Here is a 17,078-nt window from a genome sequence, read left to right on the forward strand (position 1 = left end):
CGTGGCAAGTGGGACGGATACGTGTAAAGAAAGAGCGTGGCTCAGCCGGCGGTGTCGGCGGCGTCGTTGTCACCAATGCCCGAGAACAGCTGGCTGGCCTGCTGGACCACCCGGCGGCCGCTCTGCCAGATCCACTCGGCGGTGGCGCCCAGCAGGGCCTGTTCGGTAAAGCGCACGTCCACCGGAGTACCGACGCTTTCCACCGGCAGCGGCTTTTCCGGTACCAGCAGCACGCTGGCGACGTTCTGCTGTTGGCGTACCCAGCTCGGGAAGCCGGCGCGCGGCTGGCGCTCGATGTCCAGCGCCACGCTGCGCACCCGAGCGCTGATCGGGCCGGAGGCGTTGGGCAGCGACAGATAGGCGAGTTGATCGGGCTCGATGCGATCGATGTCGTCCATATGCACCAGCGCCTCGACCATGACCTCGTCGTCGCCGGTACGCATCAGCGTCATGATCTTTTCGCTTTCGTTGATATAGGTGCCGTCGGAGCTCGACAGCGCCCACGCCACCAGGCAGTCGCAGGGGCTGTAGATCTCGTTCTGGGACTGGCGCGCCTGCAGCGCGGTGACCCTGGACGCCTGGAAGTCCCGGGCGGTCTCGAACTGATCGATACGTGCACGAGCGATGTCCGGGGACACCGTCTCGAAGCTCACGGCGTCACCGTTGCCGGGCTCGGCGGAGTTGGCCAGGCTGACCTGTCCGCCATTGGCGCCGTCGAGGTTTTCCTGAAGGTTCTCGATCAGTTGGCTGTTGTAGCGCTGGGCGGCCTCGGCCAGGATCAGGTCAGACTCCAGATCGACGTCCTTGACCCGGGTGAGCTGCTCGTCCCGTGTGACACGGTCACCTGCCTTGAGTTCGTGCGCCATCAGGATGCCGGGGCTCGGTGCACGAATGTCGATGCGTGGCGCGGTGACAGCGGCGAAGTTGGGCTCGATCAGCATGAAGTTGCGATAGGCGGTGGCCGCCGCGACCACCGCGAGCACCGCGAAGCCAATGAACAGCGCCACGTAGCGGCCCATGGGCCTCGGCGGACGAGCCGCCGCCTGGGGCGTGCTGCCGGTGCCGCGACGCTTGCGTGGGGTCTGGGCATCCTCGCCCTGGACCATCTGCTCGACGTCCAGCGGCCGGCCGGCCAGATGGGCGCGGACCACGCGGCGCAGCAGCTCAAGGTGGGAGGGGGAGATGTCGGTGATCTCGAAGCCGGCGTGGTGTGCGCCACCGCGACCTTCCAGCGCCAGGCTATGGCGGCACTGGGCGCTCACGGGTACCAGTAGCTCGCCGCTGGCGGTGGTGATGGCGATGCTGCCGCGCACCCTGGCGTCCTGGCGCATCGGGCGCGGGCTCTCGATGGCGAAGCCGCCCTGGGACAGGTCCAGCCCGCGGAAGCGGTTGCCGTCATCGAAGCGCACCTCGAAGGTCGGCGAAACGCGGATGTAGCGGCGCTCATCGCGGCGCTCATGGGCCAGTCCCGAGCCTGCCGGTGCCTCTTCTTGGCGCGGCTGGGAGCGCGCATCGCCCAGATGGGGTTCGGCGCGCGGTGCGGGTTCCGGCTGGTGTGTGGGCTCGTGGCGAGGTGTGGAGGTGTCCTTGTCGTCGAAGTAATCGCTCATATCGGTGTCCTGAAGTCAGTATTCGCTGAGCCGTGGCGGTGTCTGGCCGTACATGCGGCTCAGCGACAAAGTGTGGCCGTGTCGTCGTTGTCAGCCGTGGCGTGGCTGCACCTGGATGCGCAGGTCACTCAGCGACAGCCTGGTGTCGTGAAGATCAAGCGAGCAGCGCTGCTGGTCGGTGCAGCTCAACAGATCGCCGGGGGCTGGAGTGGTGCCCTGGGCGTCCTTGAGGCGGTCGATCAACGCCGGCGGGACCTCTAGCGTGGTGCCCTGGGGGCTGCCGCTGAGATTGGTGGCCTCGCCGATGCTGCTTGCGCCCAGGCGTTCGATCAGCCGATCGCTGATCCGCAGCTCGCCGGCAGGCAGGCGCAGCTCGCCCGAGCCATCCTCGATGCGGCTGGCCAGCCAGCGACTGGCGTCAGGCAGCGCGGCACTGTCGCTGGGCACCGGGCCTGCACGCTCGAGGATCTTCAGCGAGGTAGCGTCAGGTACCTTCAGTACGCCGGTGGCCAGGGTCAGCACGAACAACATCAGGCACACATGAAAGCCATGCAGCAGGTGACCCATGCGACGCTGGCGGCGAACCGCCTTTTCATCACCTGGCTCGCCGGCGGAGATGCCCTGGCGTGACCACTTCTGACGGTTGAAGCGAAAGCTCACGTAGGTCTTGAGCAGGGCGCCGTAGACCTGGTTGTAGTAGATCAGCGGGATCCACAGAAGGCTGAAGCGACCACGCTGCCAGGCCAGGATCGAGGTGGAGATCCCGCGGGTGAACAGGATCCACAGGGCATAGGCGAAGATGAACGACGGCCGCACAAACAGCGTCACCAGGATCGCCACGATGGGGCCGATCAGGGTCGTCCACATGGACAGCCGCTGGTCGATCAGGCTCCACCAGGTGAATAGCCCCATCGGCCTCGGCCCCAGGGCAATGGCGCGACCGCTGGTGCGCAGCATGTTGCCGTACCAGCGACGCATCAGGTCGGTGGTCGAGGCGAAGAAGCGCTTGCGGTCCGGCAGCTCCTCGAATCCCGAGACGTAGACATCGGGCAGGTAGAGCATCTTCCAGCCGTTCTTGAGCAACCAGTACCAGGTCGACTTGTCGTCCCCGGACAGGAACTTGAAATTGCCGAAGCGCCAATGCTCGACGTGGTCGTTCTCGACCATGTCGATAAAGTCCGGGTGGGTCGCCAGGTCGGCGCGGAAGGCGCTGTAGCGGCCGGTCAGGACCAGCAGCCGCTCGGACACCGACATCGAGCTCATCACCAGATGACGCTGGGCGTAACGCAGGTCGTACCACTCCTTTGTGGCGTCGTTGCCGGTGACGATGGCGCTGTTGTTGGTGGTCAGGGCGCCGAGATCATCGCGCAGGGCAAAGAACGACAGCGAGCGCTCCAGGGTTCCGGGCTCGAGCAGGATATCCCCGTCCATGGACACCAGCAGGGCGTCGGGGGCCGGGGCCCGGCGCGAGATCGCACGCAGCACCTCGGCCATCGCCGAGCGCTTGCCGTCGCCCTTCTGGAACATGTAGCGGACCTCGATGTGCGACGGCCAGCGGTGTTCCTGCAGTACGTGGGAGATGATGTCCACGTCGGTCTGGTCCGAGACCGAGGCAAAGATGGTGGTCGGCACGCCATAGTGCCGCGTCTCCTTGATCAGCGCGTCGTAGACCCGGAAGCAGACGTCGGGGTCGATGCGAAAGGAGGTGCACAGCACGTAGAGCTCTGACGGCTTGCCGGACTCTCCCAGGGCGTCGGCCTCGGCCCGCATCTGTGGAAAGACGCGGCGGTTGTACCACACCGATCGCAGCGCCTGGACGAACCACCATGAATAGCGCCACGCACCGACCGCGCCAATGGCGAAGAAGAAGCTCTTCGACGCCGGCGAGAACACCTCGGAGGGCAACTCGCTGACCAGCACGATCAGCAGCGACAGCAGCAGCGCCAGGGTGGTCAGCTCCGTGGCCTTGCTGGCCACGGAGGTGTGCTTGGGTAGCGATGACATGGTGGCGTCCTTACACCCGGGGGTGTTGCAGGGAGGCGCCGCGACCCATGGCGTAGTATTCGAGACCCGCCGCTTCGACGTCCTCGGGTGAGAAGAGGTTGCGTCCATCGATCACCAGCGGGTGATTGAGGGTGCGCGCGATCTTGTCGAAGTCGACGGTGCGGAAGGCCTTCCACTCGGTGCAGATGACCAGGGCGTCGGCGCCTTCCAGGGCAGCGTCACGCTGCTTGGAGAGACACAGGTCCGAGCGCTCGCCGTAGATGCGGTGACACTCGGCGGAGGCCTCGGGGTCGTAGGCCTGGATCCGGGCGCCGGCTTGCCACAGCTGTTCCATCAGTACCCGGCTCGGCGCCTCGCGCATGTCGTCGGTGTTGGGCTTGAAGGCGAGTCCCCACAGGGCGATGGTGCGGCCCTTGAGGTTGCCGTGGAGCGCCAGTTCCAGCTTGTCGAACAGCCGCGTCTTCTGGGCGTCGTTGACCGTTTCCACCGCCTGCAGCATGCGGGCGGGGGCGCCGACCTCGCTGGCGGTGCGAGCCAGTGCCTTGACGTCCTTGGGGAAGCAGGAGCCGCCGTAGCCACAGCCGGGATAGATGAAGTGGTAGCCGATACGCGGGTCGCTGCCGATACCGTGGCGGACCTGCTCGACGTCCGCACCCAGGTGCTCGGCCAGGTTGGCGATTTCGTTGATGAAGCTGATCTTGGTGGCGAGCATGGCGTTGGCGGCGTACTTGGTCAGTTCGGCGCTGCGCACGTCCATGAACATCAGCTTGTCGCGCTGGCGGCTGTAGGGGGCATAGCACTCGCGCATCAGCTTGCGGACCTTGTCGCTGTCGGTACCGATGACGATCCGCGCCCCCCGCGAGAAGTCCTCGATAGCCGCGCCTTCCTTGAGGAATTCCGGGTTGGAGCAGACGTCGAAGTCGACCTCGGCCTCGGCCTGGCGTCCCTCCAAGGTATCGGCCACCGCCTGATGAACCTTGTCGGCGGTCCCCACCGGGACGGTGGACTTGTTGATGATGACGCGATATCCGTCCATGTGCTGGCCGATGGTACGGGCCACGCCAAGCACGTGGGTCAGGTCGGCGCTGCCGTCCTCGTCAGGGGGCGTTCCCACCGCGATGAACTGCAACAGGCCATGGGCCACTCCTTCCTCCGGGCTATCGGAGAAGGTCAGGCGCTCGTCTTCCATATTGTGGCGGATCAGATCCTCGAGGCCTGGTTCGTAGATCGGTACCTCACCGCGCTTGAGGCGGGCGACCTTGACCTGATCGACGTCCACACACATCACGTCGTGTCCCACATCGGCCAGGCAGGCGCCGGTGACCAGTCCTACGTAACCCGAGCCGTGAATCGTGATTTTCATGAACTCACTCCTTGCCGTCGCTTGTGATATTGGCGGCCTTGCCTCGGGCGTCGGAGGGACGCCGGGAAAGCCTTGTTCTGACCGCAATGAGGGCAAGGATCGATCCAGTTATCTTTTTGTATTTTAAAAACAACAACTTATTTGGATGCGTGCTCTAGTGAGCGTTCTCCGGGATGACCGATGGTCGGCCGGAATGTCGCCATTAACAGACAATGGTGCGCGACGTTCGTATAAAGCATTTAAAATCAGCTAGTTATATGTTGCTCTATGGATACGCCAATGATTTTTTGTGTGATAAGCTTTTGAAAATAAAGTGAAAACACTGTTTTTTTACGTTTCGCCGATCAGCACCCGATCGGAGCATCATGCTTGAGACGGTTTTTGCGGCATGACGATCGCCATGCTGACGTTGTCGACGCCGAGTAGCGGCAGGTCTGCCAGGCGTCGAGCCGCGGCGAACGTCGAGCTGGATGACCCGGCAGTGAAACAGCGCCATCAGCGAATGAGGGGAGGAATGCTTTGTTGAACAGTGGCTTAGGCTTTGAATGTGGGCCGGACAGGGGTGCCAGGAGGGACCGAAGCTCACATGCGTACACAGACGAGTATGAAGTTTCTCGCCATCATTGGTGTTAGTTAAGTGTTAATAGAATGAAGTTATTAGTGTTAAAGGTGTAGGAGAAATATTTAAGGTTTTGCACTAATCTGCACTTAAAAGCAGTGTTCATCAAAATACTGTACCTCAGTCCAATGCTAGTCATAAAAAAGCTTCGCTAATACTGCTTCCACAGTGTGCCGATAAGGTGCGTTATCGAGGGCAGAAATATCCTTGGGCGCGCTCGATAAACGACAACGAGCATCAGGGGAAGCGACATGAGCACGGCGACGGTGGTGATGGTACAGGGGCAGGCTTTTGTTCAGGGCACCGATGGTAGCCTTCGCGAACTCAGGCCGGGAGACGTGATCAGCGACGGGGAGCGCCTGGTGACGTCACAGGGTGGTGAAATCTCTATTTCGCCCGGTGGCGTCGGCGACCCCGTGACACTTTCCGGTAGCGGACAGGTGCGCCTGTTGCCTTCCACCACCGAGCCTGCCGGCCCTTCGCTGGTCGATCAGGGGATTGTGCAGACCACCGACGACTCGGCGCCCATTGCTGCACCCGCGACCCCTTTGGGCAGCCCGGTGACGGCCGGCGCGGCTGTCGGCATTGACGCACCGGTACCCGAGGGAACCCAAGCGTCCGGCTCCACGGACGCTGAGCTCGCGGCCCTCGCCCAGATCGCCGAGCAGGCCGACAACGTGCTGGGTGACGAAGAGCTCAACGAGCTGTTGGCCGCCATCGACTCCGGCGAAGGCGACCTGTTCGATGATCTTGAGGATCCGGCGGCCGGCGGCACCGGCGGGGGAGGGGACGACGAGGGCAGTGGTTTTGTCCGTCTGTTGCGCATCGTGGAGACGGTGGATCCGCTGGCCTTCCAGTTTGGCCTTGAGGGGCGCGATGGTCCCATCGAGCGCGATTTCACCGGTGTCGACGCGGTGGATCCCGGCGATGACGACGAAGGTGTCACCCTGACCGGTCTCGATGGCCCCGAAGATCCCACTGGTCCCGGTGGTCCTGATGGCCCCGGTGGTCCTGACGGCCCTGGTGGTCCTGACGGCCCTGGTGGTCCTGGCGGCCCTGGCGAGCTGCCGATTGGCGCCGCCGGTGCCGAACAAGTGCTGTTCGAAGCAGACCTGGCCGGCGGTAGCCGTGGCGACGCCACCCAGCTGGTTCGCACCGGCTCCTTTGGGTTTGATTCACCTGACGGCCTGGCCACCCTGACGGTGGGGCCGGTTTCCCTGACGCTTGCCCAGCTTGATGCCCTGGGGACCTCGCCGGTCACCATCGTCACCGATCATGGTGTGGTGACGCTGACCGGCTTCACCGGTTCGGCCGCAGGGGGCACCGTCAGCTACACCTATGAACTGACCGACAACGTCGACAATGACAGCGTTGCCGGCGCCACCGATGGCGGCTATCTCGAGAGCCTGAATGTGCAGGCGGTGGACGTGGACGGCAGTAGCGCCAGCGGCTCGCTCGACATTTTGATCGTGGATGACGCGCCCCGCGCCGAGGACGATCCTACCGTCGAGACCACCGACGATACGGCGGTGAGTATCAATGTCATCACCAACGCATCAGGCGCCGATACGCTTGGTGCCGATGGCGCCGAGCTGACCGCTGCAGAACTGGTGGACAGCACCGCCGGCAGCCTGGACTTCGACGCCGACGGTACCATCACCTTTACCCCGGCGGCGGGTTTCGAGGGGACCGCCGAGATCCTCTATACCCTGACCGACAACGACGGTGACACCAGCCAGGCGACCTGGCGGGTGGAGGTGGAGGACGACGAGCCCGAGATCGAGATCAATCCCGAGTCGCCCAATGCCTCGGGCAACAGCGAGGTCGACGAGGCGGGTCTCGATGACGGCGGCAGCAAGGCGCAGACCAACCTGGAGACCACCAGCGGTGCGATCAACATCGACACCGGCAGTGACACCCTGGCCTCGCTGAAGATCGTGGACAAGGATGGCACACAGGTCGACGTGACCAATGGCGGTACTGTGCAAGGCGTCTACGGCACCCTGACGGTGACCGAGTCGAACGGCGACTACAGCTACAGCTACACCCTGGCTGACAACACCGAAGAGCACTCGACCCAGGGCTCCGCCACCGACGGGATCAAGGACGACTTCGCGCTGGTGATCGAGGACAGCGATGGCGACGTCAACGACAGCGCCACCCTGACCATTGACATCAAGGATGACGTGCCCGAGGCCAAGGATGACGAGACTATCGGCGCGTCCGACAATGCTCCGGTCATGTTGAACGTTATCAACGATGGGCCAGGCGCCGATACGCTCGGTGCCGATGGCGCCGAGCTGACCGCTGCAGAACTGGTGGACAGCACCGCCGGCAGCCTGGACTTCAACGCCGACGGTACCATCACCTTTACCCCGGCGGCGGGCTTCGAGGGGACCGCCGAAATCCTCTATACCCTGACCGACAACGACGGTGATACCAGCCAGGCGACCTGGCGGGTGGAGGTGGAGGACGACGAGCCCGAGATCGAGATCAATCCCGAGTCGCCCAATGCCTCGGGCAACAGCGAGGTGGACGAGGCGGGTCTCGACGACGGCGGGAGCAAGGCCCCCACCGACCTCGAGACCACTCTGGGGTCGCTCACCATCGACACCGGCAGTGACAGCCTGGCCAAGGTGGAGATCGATGGTATCGATGTGACCGACGGTACCGAGGCCAATCCGGTCGAGGTCGACGGAGACCTCGGCACCCTGGAGGTGTGGAAGGATAGCGCGGGGACCTATCAGTATCGCTATACCCTGACCGACAACAGCACAGACCACACCAGCCAGGGCACCGCCAGCGACGCTGTGCAGGACGCCTTCAGCGTGGTGGTGACCGACTCCGACGGTGACGCCAGTGATCCGGCCACCCTGACCATCGACATCAAGGACGACGTGCCCGAGGCCAAGGATGACGCCGCCGAGACCGACGAGAACCAGCCGATCACCGTCAATGTGCTCGACGGTACGGCGGGCGAGCCTGACGTGGCCGGGGCCGACGGTGCCTACACCTTCGTCACCGACAGCGTGAGCCTGGAAAGCGGCAGCGGCACCATCACCAACGTCGACGCCAACGGCAATATCACCTTCACGCCGGCCGACGGCTTCGAGGGTGACGCGGTGATCAACTACTCGATCCGCGACACCGACGGTGATATCAGCAGCGCGACCCTGACGATCACCGTGGACGCCACGCCCGAGGTCGAGGTCAATCCCGAGTCGCCCAACGCCTCGGGCAACAGCGAGGTGGACGAGGCGGGTCTCGACGATGGCGGGAGCAAGGCCGCCACCGACCTCGAGACCGCTCTGGGGTCGCTCACCATCGACACCGGCAGCGACAGCCTGGCCAAGGTGGAGATCGATGGTATCGATGTGACCGACGGTACCGAGGCCAATCCGGTCGAGGTCGACGGAGACCTCGGCACCCTGGAGGTGTGGAAGGATAGCGCGGGGACCTATCAGTATCGCTATACCCTGACCGACAACAGCACGGATCACACCAGCCAGGGCACCGCCAGCGACGCTGTGCAGGACGCCTTCAGCGTGGTGGTGACCGACTCCGACGGTGATGCCAGTGATCCGGCCACCCTGACCATCGACATCAAGGATGACGTGCCCGAGGCCAAGGATGACACCGCCGAGACCGACGAGAACCAGCCGATCACCGTCAATGTGCTCGACGGTACGGCGGGCGAGCCTGACGTGGCCGGGGCCGACGGTCCCTACACCTTCGTCACCGACAGCGTGAGCCTGGAAAGCGGCAGCGGCACCATCACCAACGTCGACGCCAACGGCAATATCACCTTCACGCCAGCCGACGGCTTCGAGGGTGACGCGGTGATCAACTACTCGATCCGCGACGCCGACGGTGATATCAGCAGCGCGACCCTGACGATCACCGTGGACGCCACACCCGAGGTCGAGGTCAATCCCGAGTCGCTCAACGCCTCGGGCAACAACGAAGTGGACGAGGCGGGTCTCGACGACGGCGGGAGCAAGGCCCCCACCGACCTCGAGACCACTCTGGGGTCGCTCGCCATCGACACCGGCAGCGACAGCCTGGCCAAGGTGGAGATCGATGGTATCGATGTGACCGACGGCACCGAGGCCAGTCCGGTCGAGGTCGACGGAGACCTCGGCACCCTGGAGGTGTGGAAAGATAGCGCGGGGACCTATCAGTATCGCTATACCCTGACCGACAACAGCACGGACCATACCAGCCAGGGCACCGCCAGCGACGCCGTGCAGGACGCCTTCAGCGTGGTGGTGACCGACTCCGACGGTGACGCCAGTGATCCGGCCACCCTGACCGTCGACATCAAGGATGACGTGCCCCAGGTGTTCTCCGAGGCGGAGCACGCCCTGGAGAGTGGCAACGGCACTTTGGACTTCGGGCCCAACGTCGGAGCCGATGGGGTCGGGGAGGTGGTCTTTGCCGCCGCCCTCGACGGACAGCCGGCGACGGATAGCCAGGGCAACGCGCTGCGAGTCGACGGCAAGCCGCTGAGCTATCGTTTGAGCGCTGATGGAACGACGCTGTATGCCGAAAGCGCCGACGGTGCCGAGGACGGCTTCAGCGTCACGCTCAACGCAGCAGGTGACGGCTACAGCGTCGAGGTGATCGGTGCGATCACCAATGGCGAGGCGTTCGACTCAAGCCCGGCAGATGCCCAGACGATCGGTGACTACCTGGCCTTGCACGCCGGTGATGACGTCGCGGTCAACGACCTCTTGCTGTCGGGAACGACCGACCAGGATAGCGACGGCCGTATCGCCCTCGGTACCGACGGGACCCTGCGCATCGATGCGCTCAAGGGCGTTACCGCTTCCGGGGCGACGCCCGAGTGGCAGGACCACGTTGGCCTGACGAGCTATTCGCAGAAGGTCCATGTGACCAACGGCGTCACCGCCGCTCTGTTGCTCTCTGCCGTCGTGTTCGATGCTGAAGGCGCAGGCAGCGGTGATCCAGGGGCGACCAGCGGTGCCGCCATGGATCTGAGCGTCGATGACGTCAAGGTGTTCGACGCTCGGGGCGTGGATGTCACGGGAAGGGTGTCGTTGGTCGATACCGGCGATGGCATTGAGGTCGACGGCCTCAAGGATGGCTGGGAGGTGCGCTTGAGCACCGGTGACGATCGCCCCTTCGAGGCGGTCTCCATCGAGGCGGAGCAGAGTGGCAGTGAGTCCCCTGGCGATCTGTCACTGGGTGACATCAACCATCGCAGCGGCGAGCAGCGCGAGGACTTCGAGGTGCCCCTCGGTCTGGTCGGTGTCGATGGCGACGGCGATCGACTCGAGAGCACCCTGACCCTTAACGGAGAGGCGCCGGATACCCTGTACGTGGATGACAACGACAACAGCGAACAGGCCGGTGGTGATGGCGACGACGTGCTGATCGGCGACGCCGGCGGGGTGGCCCAGGCGCAGCCGGAGAATTACAACCTGTCACTGATCATCGACAGCTCGGGCAGCATGGGCAATGCGTCGGGCACCGCCGGCAAGACGCGGATGCAGCTGGCCAAGGACGCCCTGGAGAATCTTCTTATCCATCTCCAGACCTACGGTGGGACCATCAATCTGCAGATCGTGGACTTTGACTCCCTGGTGAGGCCTGGGCTCGACGGCACAGGTCAGACGGTTGATTCGCTGATCATTGAGAACTTCGGCCCTGATGATCTACAGGATGCCATTGATTATATCGAGGCCATGGTGGCTTTCGGGGGCACCAACTACGAGGCTGGGTTCAACGAATCCGAGACGTTCTTCGAAGGTATTGCTGGCTCGACCTCGGGTTACAAGAACCTCGCGCTGTTTCTGACCGATGGCGAGCCGACTTACCATGTCAATAGCTCAGGTGGCTTCAGCGGCCCCGGAGGCAACAACAGCACCGCGGTGATGACGCAATCGATCGCCGCCTTCAATGACTTGGTCGCCAATGATGTCGAGGTGGCCGCCATCGGCATCGGCAACGGGATCAACGAGGAAACGCTTGAGTACTTCGACAACAGCAACGTCGATGGCACCGGAGGCCTGACCATTGGCGGTACGACGTTTAATGATCCGGTCGGCCAGGTTCAGATCGTCAACGACGAGGACGGTCTCAACAGTGCCATCCAGGAAGCCGCAGGAGGGCTTCTGGCACTTGGCGATGACGTCCTGTCGGGCGGAGGCGGCGACGACATCCTGATCGGCGATGTGCTCAACAGTGACCACCTGGCCTGGACGAATACCGACACCGGTGAGGTCTTTACCGCGGGTGGGCATGACGGTCTGGGCTACGAAGGGCTCTACGAATACGTCAAGTGGGGAGTCAATGGTGGTACCGAACCCACCGATGGCGAAATGATCGGTTATATCCGGGACAATCTCGATGACCTGATTGACGAGTCGCGTGATGAAGGCGGGATCAACACCCTGGACGGCGGCGACGGCAACGACACCCTGATCGGCGGCGCCGGGGGGGATACCCTCCTTGGCGGCGAAGGTAATGACACCCTGGTTGGTGGCAAGGGCAACGATACGCTCGATGGCGGCGCGGGCAACGATATCATCGATCTGGGCACCGGCGCCGATGTGGTCGCCTGGAATGATGGCGACGCTGGGACCAGTGCTGCGCCTGCCAGTGATGAGATCAATGACTTTACCCTGGGAGACGTCGGCAGTGACGCCGAGGCCGATCGCCTGGAGATGGCGGACCTGCTCGATGGGGCGACCGAGGCCAGCGTCAATGACTACCTCTACGCCGAGGAGGACGGTAGCGGCAATACCGTGTTGTACGTGAAGAGTGACGGTGGCATCGGCGCTGGAGGGGGGGATGCCGATCAGGTCATTACCCTCAACGGTGTCGGCATGGGTGGGCAGGACTCGGCGGCCTTCCTGCAGCAGATGATCGATAACGAACAGCTGCAGGTGGAATAGCAGGTTGAGTTGCAGGGCCGTGGTCTCTCTCGGCGCATCCGGGGGAGGCCGACGCCGGGCCGGGGCGTCCGGTCTCGGCGAGTGAAAAGGAACAGAGCCCGGCTGGCGTCGGGCTCTGTGTCGTCGGGTCGAGGGCGTTTGTGGCGCGGGTGCCTATCGTCGCTCGCGGCGCTTGCTGGTGTCGGGTGTGCTCAGAAGTCGATGCCGCGGCGGGCCTTGAGGCCATTGGTGAAGCCGTGCTTGACCTCCTGCATCTCGGTCACGGTGTCGGCCATGGCAACCAGTTCGCGATGGGCGTTGCGCCCGGTGATGATGACCGTCTGCTCGGCAGGCCGGTTGGCGATGGCCGTGCGCACGGTGTCGATGTCCAGGTAGCCGAACTTGAGCATGTAGGTGATCTCGTCGAGCACCACCAGGTAGACCTCAGGATCGGCCAGCATGCGGCTGGCCTCCTGCCAGACCTCGCGGCATGCCTGGGTGTCCGACTCGCGATTCTGGGTATCCCAGGTGAAACCGGTGGCCATGATCGCCACCTCGAGGTTGTCGTCGGCCTCGAGACGGTCGCGTTCTCCGCACTCCCACAGTCCCTTGATGAACTGCACCACGCCCACCCGGTAGCCGTAACCCAGGGCGCGGGTGACGGTGCCCCAGGCGGCGGTGGTCTTGCCCTTGCCGTTGCCGGTAAACACCAGCATCAGCCCGCGCTCCTCGTCGGCGGCGGCGACCTTGGCGTCGACGTGGGACTTGAGCTTCTCCATGGCCTTCTTGTGTCGGGTGTTTCTATCCTGCTCGCTCATGCCGGCTCCCGCTGTCTGGTCAAAAGCGCAGGGTAGCCGAGGCGGACGCCGGCGTCAGCCCGGATATGCCTTTCCGCCTCAGCCGGGATCATTGGCTGGAAGGCTCTGGCGTCCCGCCTGGGGCGAAGCCGTGTTAGCCGAGCGTGCCTGTCGGCGCGCCTCCATGCGCCTGGCGAAGACCTCCATCAGGCGATCGTAGAGCGCCGCACCCAGCACGCTGTCCTCGATGCCCGCATCGATGTTGGGATTGTCGTTGACCTCGATCACCAGCACACGGTCGCCGACCTGCTTGAGGTCGACACCGTAGAGGCCATTGCCGATCAGCCGGGTGGCCTTGAGCGCCGCACGCAGCACGGCGGCCGGCACCTCGTCGATGGGGTGGCTGCTGAAGCCGCCGCTGCGGGTGCGAGAACCGGAATGATCGTAGATCTGCCAATGGCCACGGGCCATGTAGTAGCGGCTGGCGAACAGTGGAGCACCGTCGAGCACGCCGATGCGCCAGTCGTATTCGGTAGGCAGCCATTCCTGCAGCAACAGCAGGTCCGAGCTCTTGAACAGGGTATCGGCTTCCCGAGCCAGCGATTCGCTGGACGTTACCTTGACGATGCCACGGGAGAAGGCGCCATCGGGGACCTTCAGCACCCTCGGGTAGCTGAGACCCTGCGTCTGCTCGAGGAGACGTGCTCGATCCGAACGCTTGAGCAACAGTCCCTCGGGAGCGGCGACCCCCCGGGTGCGAAGCAGTTCATGCAGATAGACCTTGTTGGTGCAGCGCAGAATGTCCTGGGGCGCGTCGATGACCACCAGGCCTTCGTGTTCGGCACGTCGGGCCATGCGCCAGGTGGGGTGGTCGAGGGCGGTGGTCTGGCGCAGAAACAGAGCGTCGAACTCGGCCAGCCGGGCGCTGTCGCGATGGGTGATCAGCGAGACATTGATGCCCTGGCGCCGACCGGCGCGGATAAATTGCTTGAGCGCGCCCTTGTTGCTGGGCGGCAGGTGTTCTTCAGGGTCGATCAACATGGCCAGGTCGAAGCGATAGCGCCTCCGCGCCCTGGGGGTACGCCAGATCTTCAGCGAATGGCGATTGAGGGCGCGAGCGAAGGCGTCCTGCTCGTCTTCTTGAAGCCGCCCAAGCGCAAGCGGACGCAGCCGCACCAGTCGATAGCCCTGGGCGGTGCGATTCAGGCGCGCCTCCATCAGCGGACAGGGCAGGCGCTCGAACAGGCGGCGGGCGACGCGTGCCAGCAGGGGCTCGACGCATTCGCCGAACAGCACCCTGAAATGGACGTCATCGCCGAGTCGCTCGACTGCAGCGGGCCGGCTCAGCTCATCGAGCAGTCCGGTAAGGCCCTCGAGCTGCATGTCGGTGGTCGACTTGCGGCGCAGGGAGTTGAGGGTATCGACACTGGGGATCACTCTGGCGCCTCGCGCCTGGGCGAGCAGCGAGACATAGTAGCCTCGGCCCAGGTAGCCGAGGTCGGAACACAGGTTGATGACCTGTGCGCTGGTGGCGCCCGAGGTGGCCTTGGCATCGGCGATGTCCGCGGCGTCGACATAGTGGTCGGCGTCGATCACATCGTCACTGGGGTGGTAGGGCTGCCAGTCGCGCTGGCGGTCGACAACGATACGCAGGGCGCACATCGCAAGAATTCCTCGGCAAGGGGCGAGATAGGGGCGAGACAAGGGGCGAAACTGGTACGAAACTGGGACGAGACAACGGCGGAGCAAGGGCGAAGCAAGGCCGAAACAAGGTGATAGCCCGAAGCCGGAGGACACCGCACGAGTCGGGGGAGAGGTCAGGGCCGACGGTGGCAGGATGCGCCTGGGTTGGCGGCAAAGCAATACGGCAAGAAAGTGAAAAATATTCATTCTGTCGGCGGCTGACAGCGGCGTGTGGGCCAGACAGAATCAACAGATAACACACCTCGCCCGAGTCGGGCGTCGGGCTGCCGAGACGGGACCTCTCACTATGCCACTTGCCTTGCGTTCGGCCACCCCAAGCGATCTCGATGCCCTGGAGGGACTGGAGAGTCGCGGTTTTTCGGGGGACCGCTTCACTCGTCGCCAATTGCGCCACCTGCTCAAGCGCGCCCATGGGCTGACCCTGATCGCCGAGGACGCCACCGGCTCCGTTTTGCCGCTCGGCTACGGTACCTTGCTGTTTCGTCGCAACAGCCGCGCAGCGCGCCTCTATTCGCTGTGTGTGGCCCCCGAGGCGCGTGGCCAAGGAGTGGGAAAGGCCTTGCTCGAGGCGCTCGAGCGTGACGGGTGCAAGCGTGGCTGCGAGCGCATGACGCTGGAGGTGCGGGCCGACAATCGTGTTGCTCTCGGCCTCTATCGACGGGCGGGCTTTCGCTTGGCTTGCTGGCTCGACGACTACTACGAGGATGGCTGTGCCGCCTGGCGCATGGTCAAGTCGCTGGGCCTGTCTCGAGAGCAGCCTGCCGTCGTGCCTCGGGGTTCACCTTCCGTGGCAGCTCCAGCGACATCTTCGGCGCCGTCTTCTACACCACCTTCCGAGCCGTCCTCCGTGACATCCGGGGAGGACTCGGTAGTGACACCCTGCGGGTCGCCGTCGATGGTAGACTAGCGTTTTTGTCAGCGGAGCAGAGCGAGCATGCCCTCTTTCGATATTGTGTCCGAATTCGATCGCCACGAAGCCCAGAACGCCGTGGACCAGGCTAACCGTGAGGTCCAGGGGCGCTTTGACTTTCGCGGTGTCGACGCCGGTTTCGAGCTGTCCGATGAATCCGTGGCGTTGCACGCCGAGGTCGACTTCCAGCTCAAGCAGATGCTCGACATCCTGCGCAACAAGCTGATCGCCAGAAGCATCGACCCGCGCATCATGGACGTTCAGGACGCTGAGCTGTCCGGCGTCAAGGCGCGTCAGACGGTCGCCCTCAAGCAGGGGCTGGAGCAGAAGGAAGCCAAGGACATCGTCAAGCGCATCAAGGACTCGAAGCTCAAGGTCCAGGCCCAGATTCAGGGCGACAAGGTACGCGTGACCGGCAAGAAGCGCGATGACCTGCAAAGTGTGATGGCACTGCTGCGCGCTGATGAGGGCCCTGATCTGGCGCTACAGTTCGACAATTTCCGCGACTGACAGGATCGGCGGCTGACATGTCTCTGTTGCCGGCATCGTGAGGCGAGTGGCCCTGCGGATTCGGCAGGCTACTGGCCTGATAGCGGCGTCCGATTGGCCTCGTCGCACCTGCTGCGTTTCAATAAGTGAATTCTTGACCAATTGGCGTGGCGAGTGCGCCGCCGGAGTTCGCCCTTGATTTCCACCACCCGTCGCCTGGCCTGGCAGTTGCTGGCCTGGACCAGCTTTGCCCTCGGTGTCATCGGGGCCTTCGTGCCGCTGTTGCCCAGTACCTGCTTTCTGCTGGTGGCGGTGTGGGCGGCGTCGAAGGGGTCGCCGCGGTTCGCTCGCTGGATTCGCAGTCATCCTCGGTTCGGCCCTGCGGTGGTGGCCTGGGAAGAATCCGGTGCGATTCCCCGTCATGCCAAGTGGATGGCGCTGGCGATGCTGTCACTGTCGGTGGTGGTGCTGTTGATCACGGTGTCACTGTGGTGGTTGAAGCTTGGGTTGACCGTCATGCTGATAGGGATTGCCATCTGGATCGTGACCCGGCCCGAGCCCGCCTCCTCGTCCTGACGTCTTCCGCCTTGATCCGTTTCGCCTGATGGTTCCGACGTGCTCCGGGTCGCGCCGGTTCTTTGAGCCCGGCACGTCCGTACCCGTACAATATCGTCGACTTTTCT

Annotated in this window: 9 protein-coding genes; 4 read left to right on the plus strand and 5 right to left on the minus strand. The window is 63.9% G+C overall.

What is annotated here, in order from left to right; genetic code table 11:
• Positions 1-41: 41 nt before the first annotated feature.
• From NFH97_RS14810 to NFH97_RS14820, 3 genes are all read right to left on the minus strand, one after another.
• Entirely contained in the window at positions 42-1,610 is a 1,569-nt protein-coding gene (locus tag NFH97_RS14810) for a PilZ domain-containing protein (RefSeq protein WP_349625057.1), read from the minus strand.
• A gap of 90 nt (positions 1,611-1,700) precedes the next feature.
• Positions 1,701-3,614 (minus strand): glycosyltransferase, encoded by a 1,914-nt coding sequence (locus tag NFH97_RS14815; protein ID WP_349625058.1) that lies wholly within the window; start codon positions 3,612-3,614, stop codon positions 1,701-1,703.
• Positions 3,615-3,624: 10 nt separating this feature from the next.
• Positions 3,625-4,977 (minus strand): UDP-glucose dehydrogenase family protein, encoded by a 1,353-nt coding sequence (locus tag NFH97_RS14820; RefSeq protein WP_349625059.1) that lies wholly within the window; start codon positions 4,975-4,977, stop codon positions 3,625-3,627.
• A gap of 870 nt (positions 4,978-5,847) precedes the next feature.
• On the opposite strand from NFH97_RS14820, the gene NFH97_RS14825 reads away from it, so the two are divergent.
• Positions 5,848-12,516, plus strand: coding sequence for a retention module-containing protein (locus tag NFH97_RS14825; RefSeq protein ID WP_349625060.1), 6,669 nt, complete (start codon positions 5,848-5,850; stop codon positions 12,514-12,516).
• Between the two features lie 191 nt (positions 12,517-12,707).
• Here NFH97_RS14825 and cobO read toward each other — a convergent pair whose 3' ends face one another.
• Both cobO and NFH97_RS14835 read right to left on the minus strand, forming a co-directional pair.
• On the minus strand, positions 12,708-13,313 hold the full coding sequence (gene cobO / locus NFH97_RS14830) for a cob(I)yrinic acid a,c-diamide adenosyltransferase (RefSeq protein WP_045992569.1): 606 nt from the start codon (positions 13,311-13,313) through the stop codon (positions 12,708-12,710).
• A 78-nt stretch (positions 13,314-13,391) separates the two neighbouring features.
• Positions 13,392-14,954 carry a RimK family ATP-grasp domain-containing protein gene (locus NFH97_RS14835; protein ID WP_349625061.1) on the minus strand — a complete coding sequence of 521 codons (1,563 nt, stop codon included), beginning with the start codon at positions 14,952-14,954 and terminating at the stop codon, positions 13,392-13,394.
• 328 nt (positions 14,955-15,282) lie between these two features.
• Here NFH97_RS14835 and NFH97_RS14840 point away from each other — a divergent pair, with 328 nt between their 5' ends.
• From NFH97_RS14840 to NFH97_RS14850, 3 genes are all read left to right on the plus strand, one after another.
• Complete coding sequence (locus NFH97_RS14840) at positions 15,283-15,903, plus strand: GNAT family N-acetyltransferase (protein ID WP_349625062.1); 621 nt, start codon at positions 15,283-15,285, stop codon at positions 15,901-15,903.
• A 27-nt stretch (positions 15,904-15,930) separates the two neighbouring features.
• On the plus strand, positions 15,931-16,416 hold the full coding sequence (locus tag NFH97_RS14845) for a YajQ family cyclic di-GMP-binding protein (protein ID WP_108133842.1): 486 nt from the start codon (positions 15,931-15,933) through the stop codon (positions 16,414-16,416).
• A 174-nt stretch (positions 16,417-16,590) separates the two neighbouring features.
• Positions 16,591-16,971, plus strand: coding sequence for a YbaN family protein (locus NFH97_RS14850; RefSeq protein WP_231498735.1), 381 nt, complete (start codon positions 16,591-16,593; stop codon positions 16,969-16,971).
• Positions 16,972-17,078: the final 107 nt, after the last annotated feature.

The organism is Halomonas sp. SCS19 (assembly GCF_040147015.1).
Lineage (GTDB): Bacteria > Pseudomonadota > Gammaproteobacteria > Pseudomonadales > Halomonadaceae > Halomonas > Halomonas litopenaei.

Excerpts from the sequence above, each read along its gene's own strand:
- cobO (WP_045992569.1), bottom strand. The coding sequence starts at position 13,313 with ATGAGCGAGCAGGATAGAAACACCCGACACAAGAAGGCCATGGAGAAG.
- NFH97_RS14835 (WP_349625061.1), bottom strand. The coding sequence starts at position 14,954 with ATGTGCGCCCTGCGTATCGTTGTCGACCGCCAGCGCGACTGGCAGCCC.
- NFH97_RS14825 (WP_349625060.1), top strand. The coding sequence starts at position 5,848 with ATGAGCACGGCGACGGTGGTGATGGTACAGGGGCAGGCTTTTGTTCAG.
- NFH97_RS14845 (WP_108133842.1), top strand. The coding sequence starts at position 15,931 with ATGCCCTCTTTCGATATTGTGTCCGAATTCGATCGCCACGAAGCCCAG.
- NFH97_RS14810 (WP_349625057.1), bottom strand. The coding sequence starts at position 1,610 with ATGAGCGATTACTTCGACGACAAGGACACCTCCACACCTCGCCACGAG.
- NFH97_RS14820 (WP_349625059.1), bottom strand. The coding sequence starts at position 4,977 with ATGAAAATCACGATTCACGGCTCGGGTTACGTAGGACTGGTCACCGGC.
- NFH97_RS14815 (WP_349625058.1), bottom strand. The coding sequence starts at position 3,614 with ATGTCATCGCTACCCAAGCACACCTCCGTGGCCAGCAAGGCCACGGAG.
- NFH97_RS14840 (WP_349625062.1), top strand. The coding sequence starts at position 15,283 with ATGCCACTTGCCTTGCGTTCGGCCACCCCAAGCGATCTCGATGCCCTG.